This window comes from Dyadobacter arcticus, assembly GCF_011762185.1.
GTDB lineage: Bacteria > Bacteroidota > Bacteroidia > Cytophagales > Spirosomataceae > Dyadobacter > Dyadobacter arcticus.
The window spans coordinates 1-18137 of sequence record NZ_JAASQJ010000002.1; the positions used below are offsets into that span (position 1 = coordinate 1).

Annotated in this window: 16 protein-coding genes; 10 read left to right on the forward strand and 6 right to left on the reverse strand. The window is 44.0% G+C overall.

From position 1 onward, the window contains the following. The 3 genes from FHS68_RS07540 to alaS all read left to right on the forward strand — a co-directional run. Positions 1–594, forward strand: a 594-nt coding sequence (locus FHS68_RS07540) for a hypothetical protein (protein ID WP_167268806.1), incomplete at its 5' end; no start/stop codon positions are given. 8 nt (positions 595–602) lie between these two features. Beyond that, complete coding sequence (locus FHS68_RS07545; RefSeq protein WP_167268808.1) at positions 603–1001, forward strand: T9SS type A sorting domain-containing protein; 399 nt, start codon at positions 603–605, stop codon at positions 999–1001. Between the two features lie 141 nt (positions 1002–1142). Beyond that, a complete protein-coding gene (gene alaS, locus FHS68_RS07550; protein ID WP_167268809.1) occupies positions 1143–3806 on the forward strand; it encodes an alanine--tRNA ligase in 2664 nt (887 codons plus the stop codon). A gap of 104 nt (positions 3807–3910) precedes the next feature. Here the strand turns inward: alaS and FHS68_RS07555 are convergent, their stop codons facing one another. Beyond that, positions 3911–5011: a hypothetical protein gene (locus FHS68_RS07555; RefSeq protein ID WP_167268811.1), complete on the reverse strand. Its 1101-nt coding sequence runs from the start codon at positions 5009–5011 to the stop codon at positions 3911–3913. Positions 5012–5214: 203 nt separating this feature from the next. Here FHS68_RS07555 and FHS68_RS07560 point away from each other — a divergent pair, with 203 nt between their 5' ends. Continuing rightward, complete coding sequence (locus tag FHS68_RS07560; RefSeq protein ID WP_167268813.1) at positions 5215–5475, forward strand: hypothetical protein; 261 nt, start codon at positions 5215–5217, stop codon at positions 5473–5475. 471 nt (positions 5476–5946) lie between these two features. Here the strand turns inward: FHS68_RS07560 and FHS68_RS07565 are convergent, their stop codons facing one another. The 4 genes from FHS68_RS07565 to FHS68_RS07580 form a co-directional block, all read right to left on the reverse strand. Next, entirely contained in the window at positions 5947–7716 is a 1770-nt protein-coding gene (locus FHS68_RS07565) for an STN and carboxypeptidase regulatory-like domain-containing protein (RefSeq protein WP_167268814.1), read from the reverse strand. 15 nt (positions 7717–7731) lie between these two features. After that, positions 7732–8718 (reverse strand): FecR family protein, encoded by a 987-nt coding sequence (locus FHS68_RS07570; protein ID WP_167268816.1) that lies wholly within the window; start codon positions 8716–8718, stop codon positions 7732–7734. Positions 8719–8724: 6 nt separating this feature from the next. Next, entirely contained in the window at positions 8725–9294 is a 570-nt protein-coding gene (locus FHS68_RS07575; protein WP_167268817.1) for an RNA polymerase sigma-70 factor, read from the reverse strand. Between the two features lie 106 nt (positions 9295–9400). After that, complete coding sequence (locus FHS68_RS07580; RefSeq protein ID WP_229211816.1) at positions 9401–9730, reverse strand: hypothetical protein; 330 nt, start codon at positions 9728–9730, stop codon at positions 9401–9403. 151 nt (positions 9731–9881) lie between these two features. Between FHS68_RS07580 and FHS68_RS07585 the strand changes: the two genes are divergently transcribed. Next, on the forward strand, positions 9882–10814 hold the full coding sequence (locus FHS68_RS07585) for a hydrogen peroxide-inducible genes activator (protein WP_167268819.1): 933 nt from the start codon (positions 9882–9884) through the stop codon (positions 10812–10814). Between the two features lie 126 nt (positions 10815–10940). Here FHS68_RS07585 and FHS68_RS07590 read toward each other — a convergent pair whose 3' ends face one another. After that, entirely contained in the window at positions 10941–12656 is a 1716-nt protein-coding gene (locus FHS68_RS07590; protein WP_167268820.1) for a DNA polymerase/3'-5' exonuclease PolX, read from the reverse strand. 181 nt (positions 12657–12837) lie between these two features. Between FHS68_RS07590 and FHS68_RS07595 the strand changes: the two genes are divergently transcribed. The 5 genes from FHS68_RS07595 (at position 12838) to FHS68_RS07615 (ending at position 18122) form a co-directional block, all read left to right on the forward strand. Then, positions 12838–14106: a beta-1,2-mannosidase gene (locus FHS68_RS07595; RefSeq protein WP_167268822.1), complete on the forward strand. Its 1269-nt coding sequence runs from the start codon at positions 12838–12840 to the stop codon at positions 14104–14106. 161 nt (positions 14107–14267) lie between these two features. Then, positions 14268–14465: a CsbD family protein gene (locus FHS68_RS07600; RefSeq protein WP_167268823.1), complete on the forward strand. Its 198-nt coding sequence runs from the start codon at positions 14268–14270 to the stop codon at positions 14463–14465. Between the two features lie 114 nt (positions 14466–14579). Continuing rightward, the gene (locus FHS68_RS07605; protein WP_167268825.1) at positions 14580–15572 is read left to right on the forward strand and encodes a 3-hydroxyacyl-CoA dehydrogenase family protein; all 993 of its coding nucleotides are present in this window, start codon (positions 14580–14582) and stop codon (positions 15570–15572) included. A 105-nt stretch (positions 15573–15677) separates the two neighbouring features. Further along, positions 15678–16988, forward strand: a complete 1311-nt coding sequence (locus tag FHS68_RS07610; RefSeq protein WP_167268827.1) for a cytochrome ubiquinol oxidase subunit I — start codon at positions 15678–15680, stop codon at positions 16986–16988. A gap of 111 nt (positions 16989–17099) precedes the next feature. Next, the gene (locus FHS68_RS07615) at positions 17100–18122 is read left to right on the forward strand and encodes a cytochrome d ubiquinol oxidase subunit II (protein WP_167268828.1); all 1023 of its coding nucleotides are present in this window, start codon (positions 17100–17102) and stop codon (positions 18120–18122) included. Positions 18123–18137: the final 15 nt, after the last annotated feature.

An 18137-nucleotide genomic window follows, 5' to 3' on the forward strand; every position in this document is an offset into this window, starting at 1 on the left:
GGCAACCAATTCACAGCTTCAAACCTGGAATTCGATACGGGATATGGGTGGCTTATAAACAACTTCTCAAATGTATCTGCCTGCGGGTCTTTACCACTAATCGGGAAGTTTAAGACCGGGCCGGAACCTGACGAATTTGACCTTGGTTTTACGGTAATGGTAGACGATCACGAGTCCAATAGTGGCATTCCCATTGTTGGTCCAAGTCTGACTTACAAAGTAAAAGTGACACGCCCGGATGGGACCATTGACTTTCAGGCAACCGATCGCTACTCTAACGGTGCTGAATGGGTCCAAGTAGATTTTAAGCCGGGTGAGGGTCAAATAATCGCAAACGGCGACGTGAATGGACAATTAACCGATCAGACTGGAGACTATACGATTGAGCTGGAAATCCTGACGATCTGCCCTGGATGCAATGAACCAAATGCCACACCTAAAATTACAATTAAGGGGAAAGAATTTCGAAGAAAGGTGGGTGAAAGCAACTGGATCTTAAACGAAGAATTCTTTCCGAACCCACCAATACAAACCTTTCCCGGTAGAGTTATTGGTGCCAAGAAAACCCTAAAATTCCATTACGAACTCCCATAACTAAACTAATGATGAAAAAAACGATAAAATTGCTGCTAGTGACTATGTTGCTGGTAGTCGCTTACCAAAGCCAGGCACAGCAAAACGGGGGAATTACATTAAAAAAGAAACGAATGTTTTTCTATCCAAGTCAGGAAAACCCGCCAGTTTTGGTTGTACAGCCGCTAAATATATACCCTAACCCAACTAGTCAGTACGTTGAGATCAACCTGCCTGCAATAACTGATAGGGTTGGGAAAGATGCGTTTGTCCTGAATGTATTTGACAAACAAGGAACAAGCATTCTCAGCCAAACCTGGACAGGCGAAAAACTCGATGTGTCAGCCTTCCAACCCGGCGTTTACATTGTTACGCTCAGGAAAAATAAGCTGGTTTATTCCCAGAAACTTGTTGTCGCCAGGGAGTAGCCAAGCCACATTTTTAAAATAAAAGTTTGGAAAAAATGTTAAAGGCTGTCTCGCGCATTGTGGGGCAGCCTTTATACTAACCCGATTTTCGTTACCTTTGCCGCTTATTTCGTCAGACTAATCAGCAGTAAAATACATTCAATGACTTCGCATCAAATACGTCAGGCTTACCTTGATTTTTTTCGCAGTAAAGAACATTTAATTGTACCCTCGGCACCACTTGTCGCTAAAAATGACCCTACCCTGATGTTTAACAATTCAGGTATGGCGCAGTTTAAAGACTTCTTTTTGGGAAACGGAACCCCTCCTTCCCGTCGGATTGCCGATACTCAGAAATGTTTGCGGGTTTCAGGCAAACACAATGATTTAGAGGATGTTGGATTTGATACTTACCATCATACTATGTTCGAAATGCTGGGAAACTGGTCTTTCGGAGATTACTTCAAAAAAGAGGCTATTACCTGGGCTTGGGAGTTGCTGACGGAAGTTTATAAGCTGCCCAAGGACAGGCTTTATGTTTCCGTTTTTGAAGGTGATTCCAGCGACGGCGTCCCATTTGATCAGGAAGCATGGGATTTGTGGAAACCGATTGTCGGTGAGGACCGCATTATTCTTGGCAATAAAAAGGATAACTTCTGGGAAATGGGCGACACAGGTCCGTGCGGCCCTTGCTCCGAAATTCATATTGATTTACGTCCGGCATCGGAAGTTGCAGAACTTTCAGGTAAGTCACTGGTTAACAATGACCATCCGCAGGTCGTCGAGATCTGGAACCTGGTTTTCATGCAATTCGAGCGCAAGGCTGACAGTACCCTCATTCCGCTGCCCGCAACCCACGTGGATACCGGCATGGGCTTTGAGCGCTTGTGTATGGCCGTTCAGAACAAGACTTCGAACTACGATACCGACGTTTTTCAAAATACTATCCAGGTTCTGGAAACGCTGTCAGGCAAAAAATACGGCGCTGGCGAAGAGCCGTTTGCGGATATTGCTATGCGGGTCATTTCGGATCATATCCGGGCAGTGGCATTTGCGATTACCGATGGTCAGCTTCCTTCCAATAACAAAGCAGGTTATGTAATCCGCAGGATTTTACGTCGCGCCGTTCGTTATGGTTACTCCAATCTTGGGTTCCAGGAGCCCTTCTTTTATAAACTGGTCGCCGTTCTTGCAGAACAGTTTAAGGATGTATTTGCTGAATTGAAAGCGCAGGAAGAATTTGTAACAAAGGTTATTCTGGAAGAAGAAAAAAGTTTCCTTCGTACGCTGGAATCTGGCCTGAAACGACTGGATTCGGTTACGAACACTTTAAAAGCGAAAGGCATCAACGCCATTGCCGGTGATGAAGTTTTTGAATTGAGTGACACATTCGGGTTTCCGGTTGACCTTACGGCATTGATCGCACGTGAAAAAGGATTTCAGATTGACGAATCCGGATTTCAGGATGCATTAGCCGAGCAGAAAAAACGCTCGCGCCAGGATGCTGCGAAAGAAGCTACGGACTGGATCGAATTAAGGGAAGCGGATGGCGTGGAATTCCTGGGTTATGATTTTGAGGAAACCCATAGCCATATTGTCAAATACCGAAAAGTGAAAACGAAAACCGGCGATGAATATCACATTGTGCTGGATAGGACCCCTTTTTATGCAGAAATGGGAGGGCAGGTTGGGGATACGGGCGTTCTCATTGTAGATCAGGGAGGAAAGGAGGAGGGAGGAAAGGGAATTGTAACAATTTTTGATACGAAAAAAGAGAATGAGCTTTTCGTTCACATTTCCAAGGATAAAAATCTCGATGATTTGTTGCAGAATGCTGGTCTCGTCACTGCCAAAATTGATATCAATCGCAGGGACAGGATTGAGGCAAACCATTCCGCGACGCATTTAATGTTGTCATCCATGCGTGAAGTTTTGGGAACGCATATTGGTCAGAAAGGCTCATTCCTAAATGACGAAGTGCTCCGTTTTGACTTCTCGCATTTCTCGAAAGTTACCCATGAGGAATTGCAAAAGATAGAAGACAGGGTAAATGAGAAGATCCGCGAAAACATTGCATTGGACGAGAAGCGAAATGTACCGATTCAACAGGCGCTGAACCAAGGAGCTACTGCCACTTTTGGAGAAAAATATGGCGATTTTGTTCGCCTGATCATTTTCGACCCTCAATTTTCATTTGAGCTTTGCGGAGGAACACACGTTCCTTCGACCGGCAAAATCGGTGTTTTCAAATTTATTTCTGAGGGGTCGGTATCCGCGGGTGTACGTCGCGTTGAGGCGGTAACCGGTGAAAAAGCTTTGGAGCTGATGCGCCAGCAAGAGGAAACACTGGATAAGATTAAGGATTTACTCAAAAATCCGACGGATGTGATAAAAGCAGTTGAAAACCTGATCGATGAAAAAAACACATTGCAGAAGAAGATTGCTGCGCTGGATAATGAGAAGATCCACACGTTGAAAGCAACGTTAATTGACAATCTGGAAAAACACCGCACATTCAATCTAATTGTAGAAAAAGTGGATGTACCATCTGCGGAGTCATTGAAACAGTTATCCTATGAATTGCGTGACCAAATTGAAAACCTGATCGCCGTTTTTGGAACTGAAATTGGCGGTAAGCCACAGCTTTCTGTCTTTATTGCAGAAAATATAGTACAAGAAACTGGTTTGAATGCGGGTAAAATCGTTAAAGATTTGGCGAAGGAAATCCGTGGAGGTGGCGGCGGGCAGGCATTTTTCGCGACGGCAGGCGGAACTGATGCTAGCGGATTGGAAGCTGCCTTGGAAAAAGCAAAAGGGTTATTTTAATGTCAATTGGCAGATAACAAGAGTTTGACAAAAGTAAAAGAGCGGCATCCAATGGATATCCGCTCTTTTACTTTTAGTATAAATGATTATCTGCATGAACCCGATCAAAGAATAACCTGAAAACCTGCATTGAAGCCGATGTACACACCTTGAAAATCCTTGGTAACATCATTTTTCCAGATAAATTTTTTAATAAAATTGTAGTTATCCTCCCTCTCGTAACTAATGTAATTGACCGTGGGGCCTGCATAGATCTCGAAACGATTACCAATCCTGTAGGCAGGCAGAATGCGAAATGAATTTTTGTAGTAACTACCTTTTTTAAAATCAGTCAGTGTTTGGCTGACCGCTTCCAGATTGATCCGGAATGGGTCTGCGACAGGAACGTGGGCACCTAAACCCGCTTCAATTCCGTATAATGGATCCTTATTGTCTTTCAAATTATAACCGGCACCCACGATACCATACAGAACCCGGCCGCCGGAACGGAATGAAGCCATGCTGGTCATCGTTTCATCCAATGATAAGCTGATTGACTTTTCGCCGTATTTGATGAAGTTAAAAAGCGCAATCGGATAGTCGCTGCTGTCAGCAATGTTGATAAAACCTGCCAGCTGGACTCCGCTTACTTTCTTGGCGACGTTGGCAAAGCCTGATATTTGCGAATGAACATTTTGAGCTTTGTTCAAAAAGCCTGAAAGCTGGAAACCGCTACCATTTTTTGTAGCAATATTAGTAAAACCAGCGATCTGCGCTGCATTGAGCGAACCGGTCAAATTCATAAATCCGGCAATCTCAGCTCCTTTTGCCTCATTTTTAATAATATTCGAAAAACCTGCGATTTGTATTCCCGAAGCATTATTTCCAATTACATTGACCGTCCCAGCCAATTGCAGACCTTTTGCCGATTGCCCGATAATATTAGCCGTACCAGCAATTTGTAAGCCTCGGGCATCTTCTTTAGTTACATTGGCGACCCCCGCAAGTGTAAATGCCGTTTCAGATTTTGACAAACCCGCAATGGCGTGAAAAGAAAACCAATTGGTATAATCAGCCGCATGCCGCCCATTAGAACTGATCGGATAGACAAATCCGATATTTATTCTGGATGTAGTGTCAGTCTGCGCGAGGGAAAGGAATGAGACAAGCAGTAATGAAGCAGAGATGATGCTCGTACGTAAGTTGCAAAAAAAGTGATTTTTCATGGTCATGTATTTAAAACCGATTAGTTAAATACATACAGGAAACGCATATTGCAGGCCCTCAATGTGGTGTCTTGCTGTATTCGAAGTACCGACAACATAAAGGGGGGTTACCCTAAATTTTGTGGGAGAAAATAATTTTATTTAAAGCTTCGAGTTGATTAAATTTGACTAATCAAAGTTTTACCAACAAATCTGAACTTTCCATGAGGACCGAAGAAGAGATAAGACTGGATGAAAGTATCAGACAGTTGCGATTGGAGACATTTGAGAACGGTTTCCCTTTCATGATCCATGACAACGAATTTGCTCCGGGTGGATTTATCGACGAATATTCCGACGGCTCGATGAAATTCATGATGCTCGCGGAGAATAACCAAACCATTATAGAAGTAAGATCATTAAACTCAACTGAAATCGATCAAATAAGAGAAAAGCACGGGCTACCTATTTTCCAGTATGCCTGAACTTTTCATAATTACCGGTCCAAATGGGGCCGGAAAATCTTCAAATGCTAGAAATTTCTTACCAAAATCAGTCGACCTTCCGGTCTTCGACGGTGATAAACTTTTCTATGAGCTTCTTAACTACTATTATAAAACAACCAAGGTTAATAAATATGCAAAGGAAAAAGCTACGTTGGTCTTGAAAGTCTTGAACTATCACTTCAGCGAGTTGCAAGAAGAGTTTCACAAGGTGGTCATCATGTGCCTCCTGCAAACATTTTTGACAATTACTTTGGTAACATCAGAATGCTTGACTCACATCTTGATTTAATTGATAAGCTAAAAATTCTAGACAATAGTATCTATAGGTCTACGCACATCCTGACTTTTGAGGAAGCAAACTTTACGCATATGAATAGTGATTCCCTTCCCGTCTGGATAAAAGCGAATATGCCGGTACTTACTTCATACATCTCCAATGGTTAATTGAAATCACAACTTCCCATACCTCCAGCTAATTCCAGCCTGCCAGCCGAACCACGAGGTAAGGGTTTCATTGAGGTCGAAGCCGGGATAAGCGTCCATGGGAAACTTTTTATAGCCGGATTTCCGCTCTTCTATTTCGTTCTGATAGATTGAGAAGGAGGGCCCTGCGAACAGAAGGAGCTTTTTGTTGAGCTTATAGGTAGCGGCAGCCTGAAACCTGAATAAGAACGGTGTATCTTCAAGGCTACCCTGAAATATGTTTTGACTTGATATTTCGGTAAAAAACCCTGCCTTTTTAAAAGGAAAAAACTCACGGCCGATGCCTGCTCCCAATACGTATGCTTTTTTACCGGAGCTGGTAGCGGCGCCAGCATTGAGGATGCTGTAAAATTTGTGGGTACCCATCTTCCAGGCAATGTTGAATGGCACAATTTCGCTGGCGTAAACGGAAATATTGGAAGTGCTTTTTCTGATGATATTGATCAGCCCGAAACTAATACCCGCCGAACTATCTGCGACATTTAGAATACCTAATTGGACACCGCGCAGGTTTCCGGCAATATTGAAAGACCCGATCTGCAAACCCTGAATGCTCCTGGCAACATTCAATCCGGAAGATATTTGCAAGCCCTGCATATCACCTTTGACGACATTAGCCGCACCGGAAACTTGAAACCCGTGCAACGAACCTGAAACCTGGCTGTATGCCCCTGAAATTTGAGCACCTGAGATCGATTCTTTTGCCTGACTGACAAATCCGCTCACCTGAAAACCATTGACCTGCTTTTTTACCAGACCACTAAATCCCGAAATCTGAACGCCCTCCAAAGAATCAAGAATCACGTTCAGAAAACCTGCCACCTGCGCACCCTTCACATCGCCAGAAACCATGTTGAATATGCCAGCAACCTGCACGTATTTGACATTTTCTTTCGAAATATTAAATCCGCCCGCAACTTCGGCCCCATTTACCCCGGCGGTATAACCCCCCAAAAGATTCAGCGAAAACTTGTTGACTACCTGGGAGCTCAGCCTTCCATGCGTTCCCAAACCAGGTGTTAACGACGCTTGATAAGGCAATGAGACAAAAAATCTGCCAATATTCCGGCTTTGGGCCCGCAATTTGGCGGATAAAAAGAGCCTTCCCAACCAGGAAGATTCGCCTTCCGAATACGTGACTATCAGTGGATCAAGATCAACAGCCTTCTGAGAAATAACGATCTCAAGGCGAGTATCATCCTGCTGATTGACAACAATTGTCGTGTCCCCATATCCTACTTTGCTGATCGTGATGCTAGCCGGAAAACTTCTGTCCTTAATCCTCAACCGAAAATGGCCATCGTCGTCCGAGAGCGTCGAAACCAGCAATTGTCTTGAATAAACACTCGCATAATCCACCGGGGCGCTGGTTTCCTGATCGGTAATAAACCCCTCTATATAAACGGCTTTTTCCTTTGCAGCTGGCAGGATGATTACATAGTCACCCTTTTCCCTATATTGATATTTTGCTTTAAAAAGTTGCCCGAGGGCATCCCTGACTGGTTTCGCGGAAACGTCGAGGCTGACAATGCTGTCACCGTATACCAGGTTGCTGTTATACGAAAAGTAAAACTTCCCTTGTTCCTCCATCATTTTCAAAACCTGAGAAACCGGTTGCCCTTTCACAGAAATGGTAACCGGTTTATTCAGAATTTGCTGGCCAACAACACAATAGGGAATCACAATCAGTATTGCAGCCAGTCTGAGCGTTTTGATAAAGGTAAAAGTCAAATTCATTCCGAAAGATAAGCGCTATTTCAAAATGATATGCTTCCCATGATGCTCTACCTTCACCGCCAATGTTTCACTGATCACTGCTAAAATGCTTTCCAGGGAAGTTTGATCGAATGTTGTATTGATAGTGAGATCTCTCAAACTGACATTTCCAATAACAATCTCCGATTCAAAATTCTCGTTCAGGATTTCGACCAATCTCCACAGCGGTGTACCATCACACACCAGCTTGCCGGTGCGATAGAATTTATGAAATTCTTCCCTGGTTTCTTCCTTTACCAATCCCGCCGACTCGTTAACGGTAACTTTCTGCATTGGCCTCAAACGGACCATCTTGTGATCCCTTGCCACTTCCACGATACCGGTTTCCACAATCACTTCTGTTTCGCTGTCACTCTCCTTGACATTAAATGATGTTCCCACCACTCTCACAATCACCTTATTTACAGAAATAATAAATGGTTTGCTTTTATCCGGGGTTACTTCAAAAAATCCTTCACCGGTCAGCGCAACTTCCCTTGTTTTTCCTGTGAAATGGGCCGGGTAAGAAATTGTCGATTTTTTATTCAATGTGACCACAGAGCCATCAGGCAGTGTGTCGATGAGCGTTTTTGCACCCGAATGCACGACAAGTTGCTCGTTATCAGCATTACGAAATACAAATAAGAAAATGAGCCAGGATGCACAAGCCGTTAACGTGATCATGGCAGCAATCCGCAATACGCCGAAAGTACGCTTTGGATAAAGTGGAAGTACTGTTACATCTTCCTGACCTGTTTGGGTTCTTTTCTTAAACCGCTCCCAAGCCGCATTTTCGTCTAAGTGATGTTGCGTCGCAAGTTGCTTGCTCCGCGTCCAGATCATTTCAAAATGTTCAAAATAGCGTAGGTTATCCTCGCTTTCGGACAGCCATTGACTGATCTCGATCTGCTCGGCTATCGTGGCTTCGTCCAGCAGGGACTTCACCAGCAGGTCATCGATATGGTAATTTAATTCTTGTTTCATGGCTGATTAGCTGAGGAAAAATAACAGAAAAGACACAGGTAAGAAATCGACCAGTTTAAGCCTTAAAAGCCGCAAGGCTTTGCCCATTTGGTTTTCAATTGTTTTCACGGGTAATTGCAGGCGGTCGGCGATTTCCTGGTATTTCAACTCTTCAAAACGGCTCATCTGAAATATCGTCCGGCATTTTTCCGGCAATTCTTTTAAAGCGATATCGAGCCGGCTTTCAAGTTCTTCCAGTTCCAGGTTGTGCGAAGTGTTGTCGCTATGCTCCATTTGGTGAATCGCATAAGTTTGATAAGCATCCCTGACTTTCAGGTGTTTAATGTAATTCAGGCTCTCGTGATACACCGATCGGTACAAATAACCGCTTACCGATTCTCTGATTTCAATGTGATCTGTTTTTTCCCATAACCGGCAGAAAACATTTTGTACCATTTCCTCCGCCATAATATCGTCGCGCAAAATGGTGCAGGCGTAGGCATGGAGTCCTTTAAAATGTGCCTTGAAGACTTTTTCAAACTCTGATCCCCTATCCCTGCTCAAAACTGTTTCGTGATCCGCGATGGCTAAATTCATTGCATTGATCTGATTGTTAAAAAAAAAAGCGCCCGACTTGGGCTGTACATTGGAATGACAACCAGTCGGGCGCTTACCCTAATTTTCTCAGAAAATAATCTTACTCTTAATTTTTCTTTGCTGCTTTCAAAGTATCGGCTTTACTGGTTTTGTATCTCTTGTCCGGCGTGCCGTCTTTCTTCAGATTTTTGTTATCCGCGTAACGTTTATCGGGCGTACCGTCCGCTTTTAACTTTTTGTTTCCGGCATACCGTTTGTCCGGCGTTCCATCGGCTTTCGTTTTTACGGTGATTGAAGTTTTGTCTTTTCCGGTTTGCTTTGTGGCTACGGTAGTCTTACTGTGACCGGGTTTGGCAGGAGTTGCAGTTTGCGCAAATACAGGCACAGTAGCAATCAGGAACGCAAACAGGATCAGTGCTTTCAGATTTTTCATCATCTTCGGATTAAAGTGATTGATATTAGGATAAAAACTAAAATTACCTTTATGCATTAAAAATCCTGCCAGCGTATCCCAAGAAATGAAATTTAACAGAGATTTAATGGGAATTAAGCATTGTTGCATAAATTAAATCAATTACCCGTCTTCCATGAACATTCAACAACTCGAATACATCGTTGCTGTCGATAATTACCGGCATTTCGTCCATGCGGCTGAGCATTGTAATGTTACCCAGCCAACACTTTCGATGATGATCAGGAAATTGGAAGAAGAATTATCCGTCAAAATTTTTGACCGTACCAAACAACCTATTGTTCCGACGAGTATTGGACGGGAGATTATTGATCAGGCGAAAATCATTCTCAGGGAAGCTTCACGCATGCACGAAATTGCCAAACATTTTAATGGTGATTTGTCTGGCGAACTGAGGATTGGCATTATCCCTACCATTGCGCCATACCTGCTGCCTCATGTCGTAAATCCTTTTATCAGCAACTATCCTGACATTAAGCTGCATGTTTCCGAAATGATCACAGAGCGCATTATTTCTGAACTCAAACTTGGAAATCTGGATGTAGGTATCATTGCTTCGTTGTCCGAGGAAAACAGCTTACAGGAAATCCCATTATACAAAGAGCGCTTTTATGCCTATGTATCTGAAAATACAGACTTATATGCCAAAGAATACATATTACCTACTGATATTGAGCCCAATGAACTTTGGCTGCTGGAAGAAGGCCATTGTTTCAGGACGCAAATTCAACGTTTATGTGAATTGAGCCGCAACAGCCAGTTTGGCAGCAGTTTTAGCTATCGCTCGGGCAGCATCGAAACATTGATCAGAATGGTTGAAAAGAATGGCGGCATCACCATCCTCCCGGAAATGGCAGTGATCGAACTTTCGGAGGAAAGAAAAAAGCACATCAGGCATTTCCAATTCCCGGAGCCCGCCCGCGAAGTTTGCCTGATCGTAAACCGCGAACAAATGAAAGCGCGCCTGATCGACGCTTTGAAAGCTGAAATTATAGCAAGTCTGCCTTCTGAGATTTTTGAGGCTCATTTGGATTTACGGGTTTTGTAGAAGACATGTCAAATAATGTAGTTCGACCAATTTTCATTACGACTGGTGAAATAGTAATACTATTTTACTACCACACTATTAAAAAAGTAAAGAATTGCACTCATTTTATAATAAATTAAATACCAATTATAACTTAATCAATTTACTCTCTAAATACCCTTCCATCTCCTGCAATGAAAAAGCATTAAACGTCATCTCCTTCGTTAACCCTCCTTTCCTCGCATTAGCCACCCCGTAATGCATATCCAAATATCCTTCCATGGAGTGCGCGTCCGGATTAATGCTTAACAGAACGCCTTTTTCCATACAGTATGATATCCACCGCCAGTCCAGGTCAAGCCGCCAGGGCGAGGCATTAATTTCTACAACGACCTGATGTTCCGCGCAAGCGTCGATAATTACTTTATGATCAATCGGATAACCTTCGCGCGAAAGCAGCAGGCGGCCGGTCGGGTGACCTAGAATGGTGGTGTATGGATTTTCAATGGCTTTCAGAAGCCTTGCCGTGGCCTTTTCCTGGTTCATGGTGAGGTTACTATGCACAGAAGCGACAATGTAATCGAAGGAAGCGAGGATTTCTATTGGGTAATCCAATGATCCATCTCCTAAGATATCAGATTCGATTCCTTTCAATATTTTAAATGGCTTAGCCGGATTATCACTGGCAAAACGCGCATTGAGCTTTGCGATTTCTTCATGCTGCTGAATCACTTGTTCAATGCTAAGCCCCTGTGCATACACCGCCGTTTGAGAATGATCAGCAATCCCCAAATACTCAAAACCCAACTCGCGACAATACAAAGCCATTCGTTCCAATGTATGCTGACCATCGGAATAGGTACTGTGGTTATGTAAAATCCCTTTCAGATCGTCCCAGGTCACTAAGTCGCCAGCTGCATGCGTTTCGGCCCAGGTAAATTCCCCCGCTCCTTCCCGCATTTCGGGTACTATATAAGGAAGACCAGCTTTCTCGTAAATGGCCTCTTCACTGTCTGCATTTTCATAATAAGCCTGTTGCCAGATCGTGCTGCCTGCCGCGTTGGCATAACCCAAATGCTCGACATCGGCGGTTTCCAGGAACAATTCATTAACTACGCGTTCAGGACTTATCGCAACGATCTCTATCGCCACGGCGACACCTTCGAGGTTCCCCCGCCAAACAAACGGGGAAGATAGTTTTTCATCCTGGACCAGATATTCAATTTCACCAATGGTATTTTGCAAAAGCGCAGGCGATTCCGTACCCACCAGAATTTTAATGGTGTCCACGATTTCTGATTTACGGCGAATATCTCCGGCAGCAAAAACCTGCTCAAAGCTCTTTCTTAAATCATTGATGATCAGATTGGCTACCGAATCTGCCTTATCCATTCTCAGCTTACCGGCCTGATCTTTCAGAAATGCCAGTGAATCGAGGATCTTTTGCTGGATACTTCCGCCAAAACCTTTCAGCTTGGCGACCGCACCATTCAGGCAGGCGAGTTCGAGTTCGCGCAAATTATCGATGCCCAATTCCTGCCATAAAACAGCAATCTTTTTTGGCCCGATACCTTTAATGTTGAACATTTCCATCACACCGAGCGGTGTATTGCTGATCAGTTCTTCCAGTTCTGGAAAAGTCCCGGTTTTGGCGATCTGGATAATTTTACCAGCTGTACTTTTTCCCACACCCTGCAGTTTCACCAGTTCCTGCTCGGTCATAATTTGAAGCTCCCCTTCCTTGTACTTGTCCAGATAGAATGCTGCAATGGAGTATCCTTTGATTTTAAAAGGGTCAGCGCTGTGCAATTCCAGCAGTTTTGCAGTTAATTCAAGGATCTCAACAATTTCAGGATTGCTCATATTGGTTTCGGATTGGAAGAATTACCTGCGAATTACGAGGGTTGCCACAGCATTTGCAAATCTAAATTAGGCGTGCTTCCACATCGCCAAGTAGTTAATTTGAAGGCGTGTCTTAACTAAACTAAGGAATGTATAAGGTAACCCATTACCCGCAGTATATATTTTAACAATTAAACAAACAATGAACCTAGACCAGCTTAAAAGTTACCGCCACGAAATTCACCAGCATTTAACAAAAGAACTATTGCCTTTTTGGGAAACTCGTTGTGTTGATAAGGAGAATGGCGGCTTTATTACGCATTTCGACAACGCAGGAAATGATTCCGGCGAAGATGAAAAATCACTGATTGCCCAGACCCGCACCGTTTTCACTTTCTCGTCAGCACACCGCGCTGGTTATGGGGAGGGACGGTATGTTGAAATCGCGAAGCACGGGGTTGATTTTTTGATCAATAAAATGTGGGACCAGGAAAACGGGGGTTTTTACTGGCTTATGGATCGAAAGGGAAATGTCAAGATTGACGAAAAGATCATTTACGGCCACAGTTTCGCCATGTACAGCCTTGCAGAATATACCCTTGCGACGGGTGATCCAAGAGGGCTGGAATATGCGGAAAAAGTTTTTGACCTGCTTCAAAAATATGGTGCTGATACCTACTATGGCGGCTATTTTGAGATGTTCCATCGTAATTGGGAACTGAAGGGGCCCGGGTCCGCTGGCGGAGACCGCAAAACGCTTGATGCCCATATGCACTTAATGGAGGCGTTTACCACATTATATGAGGCCAGCCAAAAGCAGGTTCACAAACGGAAGTTGCTGGAAATCATTCAGTTGCTGATTAATAAGATCATGCATCCGGAATACAAAACAGGTATTCCGCAATTCTGGGCAGACTGGTCGGTGGCGCCGCAAATCAAATTTGACATTATTTGGGGTTGGGATAGGTTTAGTGAAGACGGCATGAAAAGTTCTGCAGAGGATAATACCAGCTACGGCCATAATGTAGAATTTGCCTGGCTTCTGATGCATGCGTTGGACATCGCCGGAATACCCTACACTGAATATACCGACCAACTGCTGGCTTCGTACGATCACGCGGTTGCTTATGGAATTGATTGGGAATATGGCGGGGTTTACGTGGAAGGATCACATGCAGGTGAAGTGTATGACCGTGAAAAGGAATTCTGGCAACAGGCCGAAGTAATCATTGGAATGCTGGATGCATACCGGGTTTACAAAGACGAAAAGTACCTGAAAGCATATGACGCCACACATCGGTTTGTGTTCGACCATATGATCCATTCCGGGGTTGGCGAATGGCTGCCATTGCTAACCAGACAGGGAGAACCGATCTGGAAACACATGAGCCACTCGTGGAAGGTCAACTACCACTCGGTTCGTTCCATGGTGCAAGGAATTGTAAGGCTTGACAAGTTGATTGAAAGTTGAACTTTATAAGTAAGAATTTGGACAGTGCCGGGAATAAAATTACACAACACGCGCTCTGAGCATAATTTTCTGGCAGGCTGGCATATTGGAATGATGTTTGAACATATTGACACATTTAAGTGCTTGTAAAAGCACAATTGTCAAACTAAATTATTACAGTCATGAGTGCGTTCTCACAACAAGTCAAAGGAAACTGGAATGAACTAAAAGGTAAGTTCAAGCAACAATATGCTGATCTGACGGATGACGATCTGATGTACGAAGAAGGAAAAGAAGACGAGCTTTTTGGAAAAATCCAGAAAAGAGTAGGTAAGACCCGCGAAGAACTCGAAGAAGAAGTAAGCGGCTGGTCAAATTAGATTTGCAAAATAAAAAATCTAAAAAGCCCCGAAATCTGTGATTTCGGGGCTTTTTGTAGTAGGATGGCTGTAAACCTCTCTTTTCTTTTTATCTGTAAAACCGAACGCATACCAATGAATCCAAAAGAAATACCTGTCGGAATAGTGGGTCTGGGCCTGATGGGATGCAGCATTGTAACCTGCCTTTTGATCGCCGGACATCCGGTTGTGGCTGTTGCGCCGATCAGCGTAGATATGCTAACCGCCGAAAAAAGGATCAAGGAACATTTACTCAATGCATGGCAAAACGGGTTAATTGATAATGAACCTGAATTTTACCTGAGACAATTAATCATCACCGAGGATTATTCACTTCTGGAGCCTTGCAGATTGGTAAATGAATGTACCATTGAGAATATTGATATTAAAGAATCAGTTTACAAAAAAGTTGAGGCGGTGATTGCTCCGGATGCCATTCTATCCAGTAACACTTCCGCGATCCCAATCAGCCAGTTACAAAAGCTAACCCTTTATCCCGACCGTTTCATTGGATTGCATTGGACTGAGCCCGCGCACACCACCCGTTTTCTGGAAGTGATTTGTGGAGAAGAAACAGATATTTCCAAAGGTGAATTTATTTACCAACTTTCCCATTTGTGGGGCAAAGAACCGATTTTAGTCAGAAAGGACATTGCCGGTTTTATTACCAACAGACTTATGTACGCCATGTACCGGGAGGCAATCAGTCTGGTCGAAAACGGGTATGCGACGATTGAAGATGTGGATAGGTCCTGCCGAAACAATGCAGGCTACTTTATGACATTGGTTGGCGTTTTTCGCTGGATGGACCTAACAGGCGTACCTGCTTATCATACCGTTATGAAAAACCTGCTTCCTACCCTCAATAATAGTACAGAAGTTCCCGAGCTAATCGATAAAGTCGTTCGTGAAGGCGGAAAAGGCGTACTTAACTCGCACGGATTTTATGATTACGAACCCGGAGAGGCAGAGGTCTGGGAAGAAACTTTTAAGGAATTTACTTACGACATCCGTGAACTGGCTTTAAAATATCCGGGAGACGTTGTGAAAAGGCGATTGGAAGAAAAGAATAAGCCTCTCGATAGCTGATTTCGATGATTTTCGTGGTTCTTCTGGCGATACTTCATTAGTTTTGAAATACAATTTCGCTGCTTCCTGATCGGAAGCTAATCCTCTGCGAAATTGAATTTTATTATGGATGACTTCATAGCAGCCAGATCCCAAATGGCCCTTTCTCTGGGCTTTCACATTATATTTTCTTGTATTGGAATGGTGATGCCGTTTTTTATGGCGGTGGCGCACTTCTACTGGCTCAGAACCGGTCAGGATGTTTATAAGAATGTTACAAAGGCTTGGAGCCAAGGGGTTGCGATATTTTTTGCGACGGGCGCGGTTTCAGGCACTGTGCTTTCGTTTGAGTTAGGTCTTTTGTGGCCCGGGTTTATGAAGCACGCCGGGCCTATTTTCGGAATGCCGTTTTCCCTCGAAGGAACGGCATTTTTTATTGAGGCCATTGCATTGGGCTTCTTTCTTTACGGCTGGGACAGGTTCAACAAATGGTTTCACTGGTTCACTGGCGTTGTCGTCGGCGTGAGCGGATTGGCTTCAGGAATTTTGGTGGTAGCAGCCAATGCGTGGATGAATAGTCCGTCGGGTTTCGATTATGTGAACGGCCAATATCTCAACATTGACCCGATTGAGGCGATGTTTAATGATGCCTGGTTTACGCAGGCGCTGCACATGACCATTGCCGCCTTTGTGGCCACAGGATTCGCAGTGGCAGGCGTTCACGCATTCATGATCCTTAAAGGACAAAATGTACTTTTTCATACCAAATCCTTCACTATTGCCGCTTTTTTCGGATGCGCCGCTGCTATTTTGCAGCCATTAAGCGGAGATTTATCTGCAAAAGATGTGGCGATCCGGCAACCTGCAAAGCTGGCTGCGATGGAGGCCCATTTTAAAACAGAAAAATCCGCTTCGCTTATCGTTGGTGGTATTCCGGATGTGAAAAATAAAAAAGTGGACTACGCGATCAAATTGCCAGGTTTTCTGAGCTTTCTCGCCCACGGTGATTTCAAATCGGAAGTGACCGGCCTCGACAAAATTCCCGCGAAAAATCACCCACCGGTGATGATCACGCATTTTGCATTTCAAATGATGGTTGGGTCAGGAATGGCGATGATGCTCATTGCCATCATTTATTTCTTTTCATTATGGAAGCAAAAACGCTGGCTCAGCAGTAACTGGATTCTAAAATTGTTTGCAATTGCGACTCCACTGGGATTCATCGCCGTAGAAGCCGGTTGGACAGTAACCGAGGTAGGACGACAACCCTGGATCATTTACAACATCATGCGCACAGCCGATGCCGTGACCCCCATGCCAGGAATCTCATATTCATTCTACCTTTTCAGTGCAATATATATTTCTTTGGCAATCATTGTCATTTTCATGCTCTACCGCCAAATCAAAATGGTAGGGAAGCTATATGACAAGCCATAAAATACTAACTAATTTAGTCATTCAGTCATTCCCGTTCCACGGCGGACTCATTCACTTATTCACTCATTCACTCATTCCCGCTCCACGGCGGACTCATTCACTCATTAAAAAATGCTCTACATCGTCATCACATTCCTCTGGACCTCCATTCTCCTCTACCTCCTGATGGGCGGGGCGGATTATGGCGCGGGGATCATCGAACTTTTTACGTCGCGAAAAAACAAGGAAGTAACGAGAAAGACACTCTACTCGGCAATAGGGCCGATTTGGGAAGCCAATCATATGTGGCTGATCATTGCAATTGTAATTCTCTTTGTCGGTTTCCCGGTTATTTATTCCACCATGTCGGTGAACCTGCACATTCCGCTCACAATCATGCTATTAGGCATTATTGCGAGAGGAACTGCCTTTACGTTCAGGCATTACGATGCCGTTGTGGATGATATGCAGCACATTTACAATACTATATTTGCCATATCCAGCTTTATAACACCGCTTTTTCTCGGAATTATTGCAGGGAGCGCCGTTTCGGGAAGAATAGACCCACAAGCCGACACATTTCTTTCTGCCTACATTTTTAGCTGGCTTCATTGGTTTGCAGTTACCGTCGGGCTTTTCACGGTTTCGATATGTGGCTTCCTGGCTTCGGTTTATCTGATTGGCGAAGCCGACAATGAGCATGACAGGCTGCGGTTCGCACACAAAGCACAATTCTTCAATATTGCCGCTGTAATCTGCGGAATGCTGGTTTTCACCGCCGCCTATTTTGAAAAAATTCCATTGCTGGACTGGGTTTTTGGCAACTGGGTAGGACGGATCGCTATTGTTTCCGCAACATCAACCCTGATTTATATGTGGTATCTGCTATATCAGGGAAAAATTCGCCTACTGCGCCCATTAGCGGGATTTCAGGTGACAATGATCCTGCTGACCACAACTTACGAGCATTTCCCAAACATTGTCATTCTGAAAGACGGTGGTTATCTGTCGCTTCTTGAACACAGCGGACAGGAAAAAACCATACAGGCATTGGGATTGGCATTGTTAATAGGAAGCGTTTTCATTCTTCCTGCCCTGTTCTATCTGATTTATAGTTTCCAGAAAAAGCCTTTCAGTTATCGGGAGAGTCATTGAAGGATGCCATTTGGC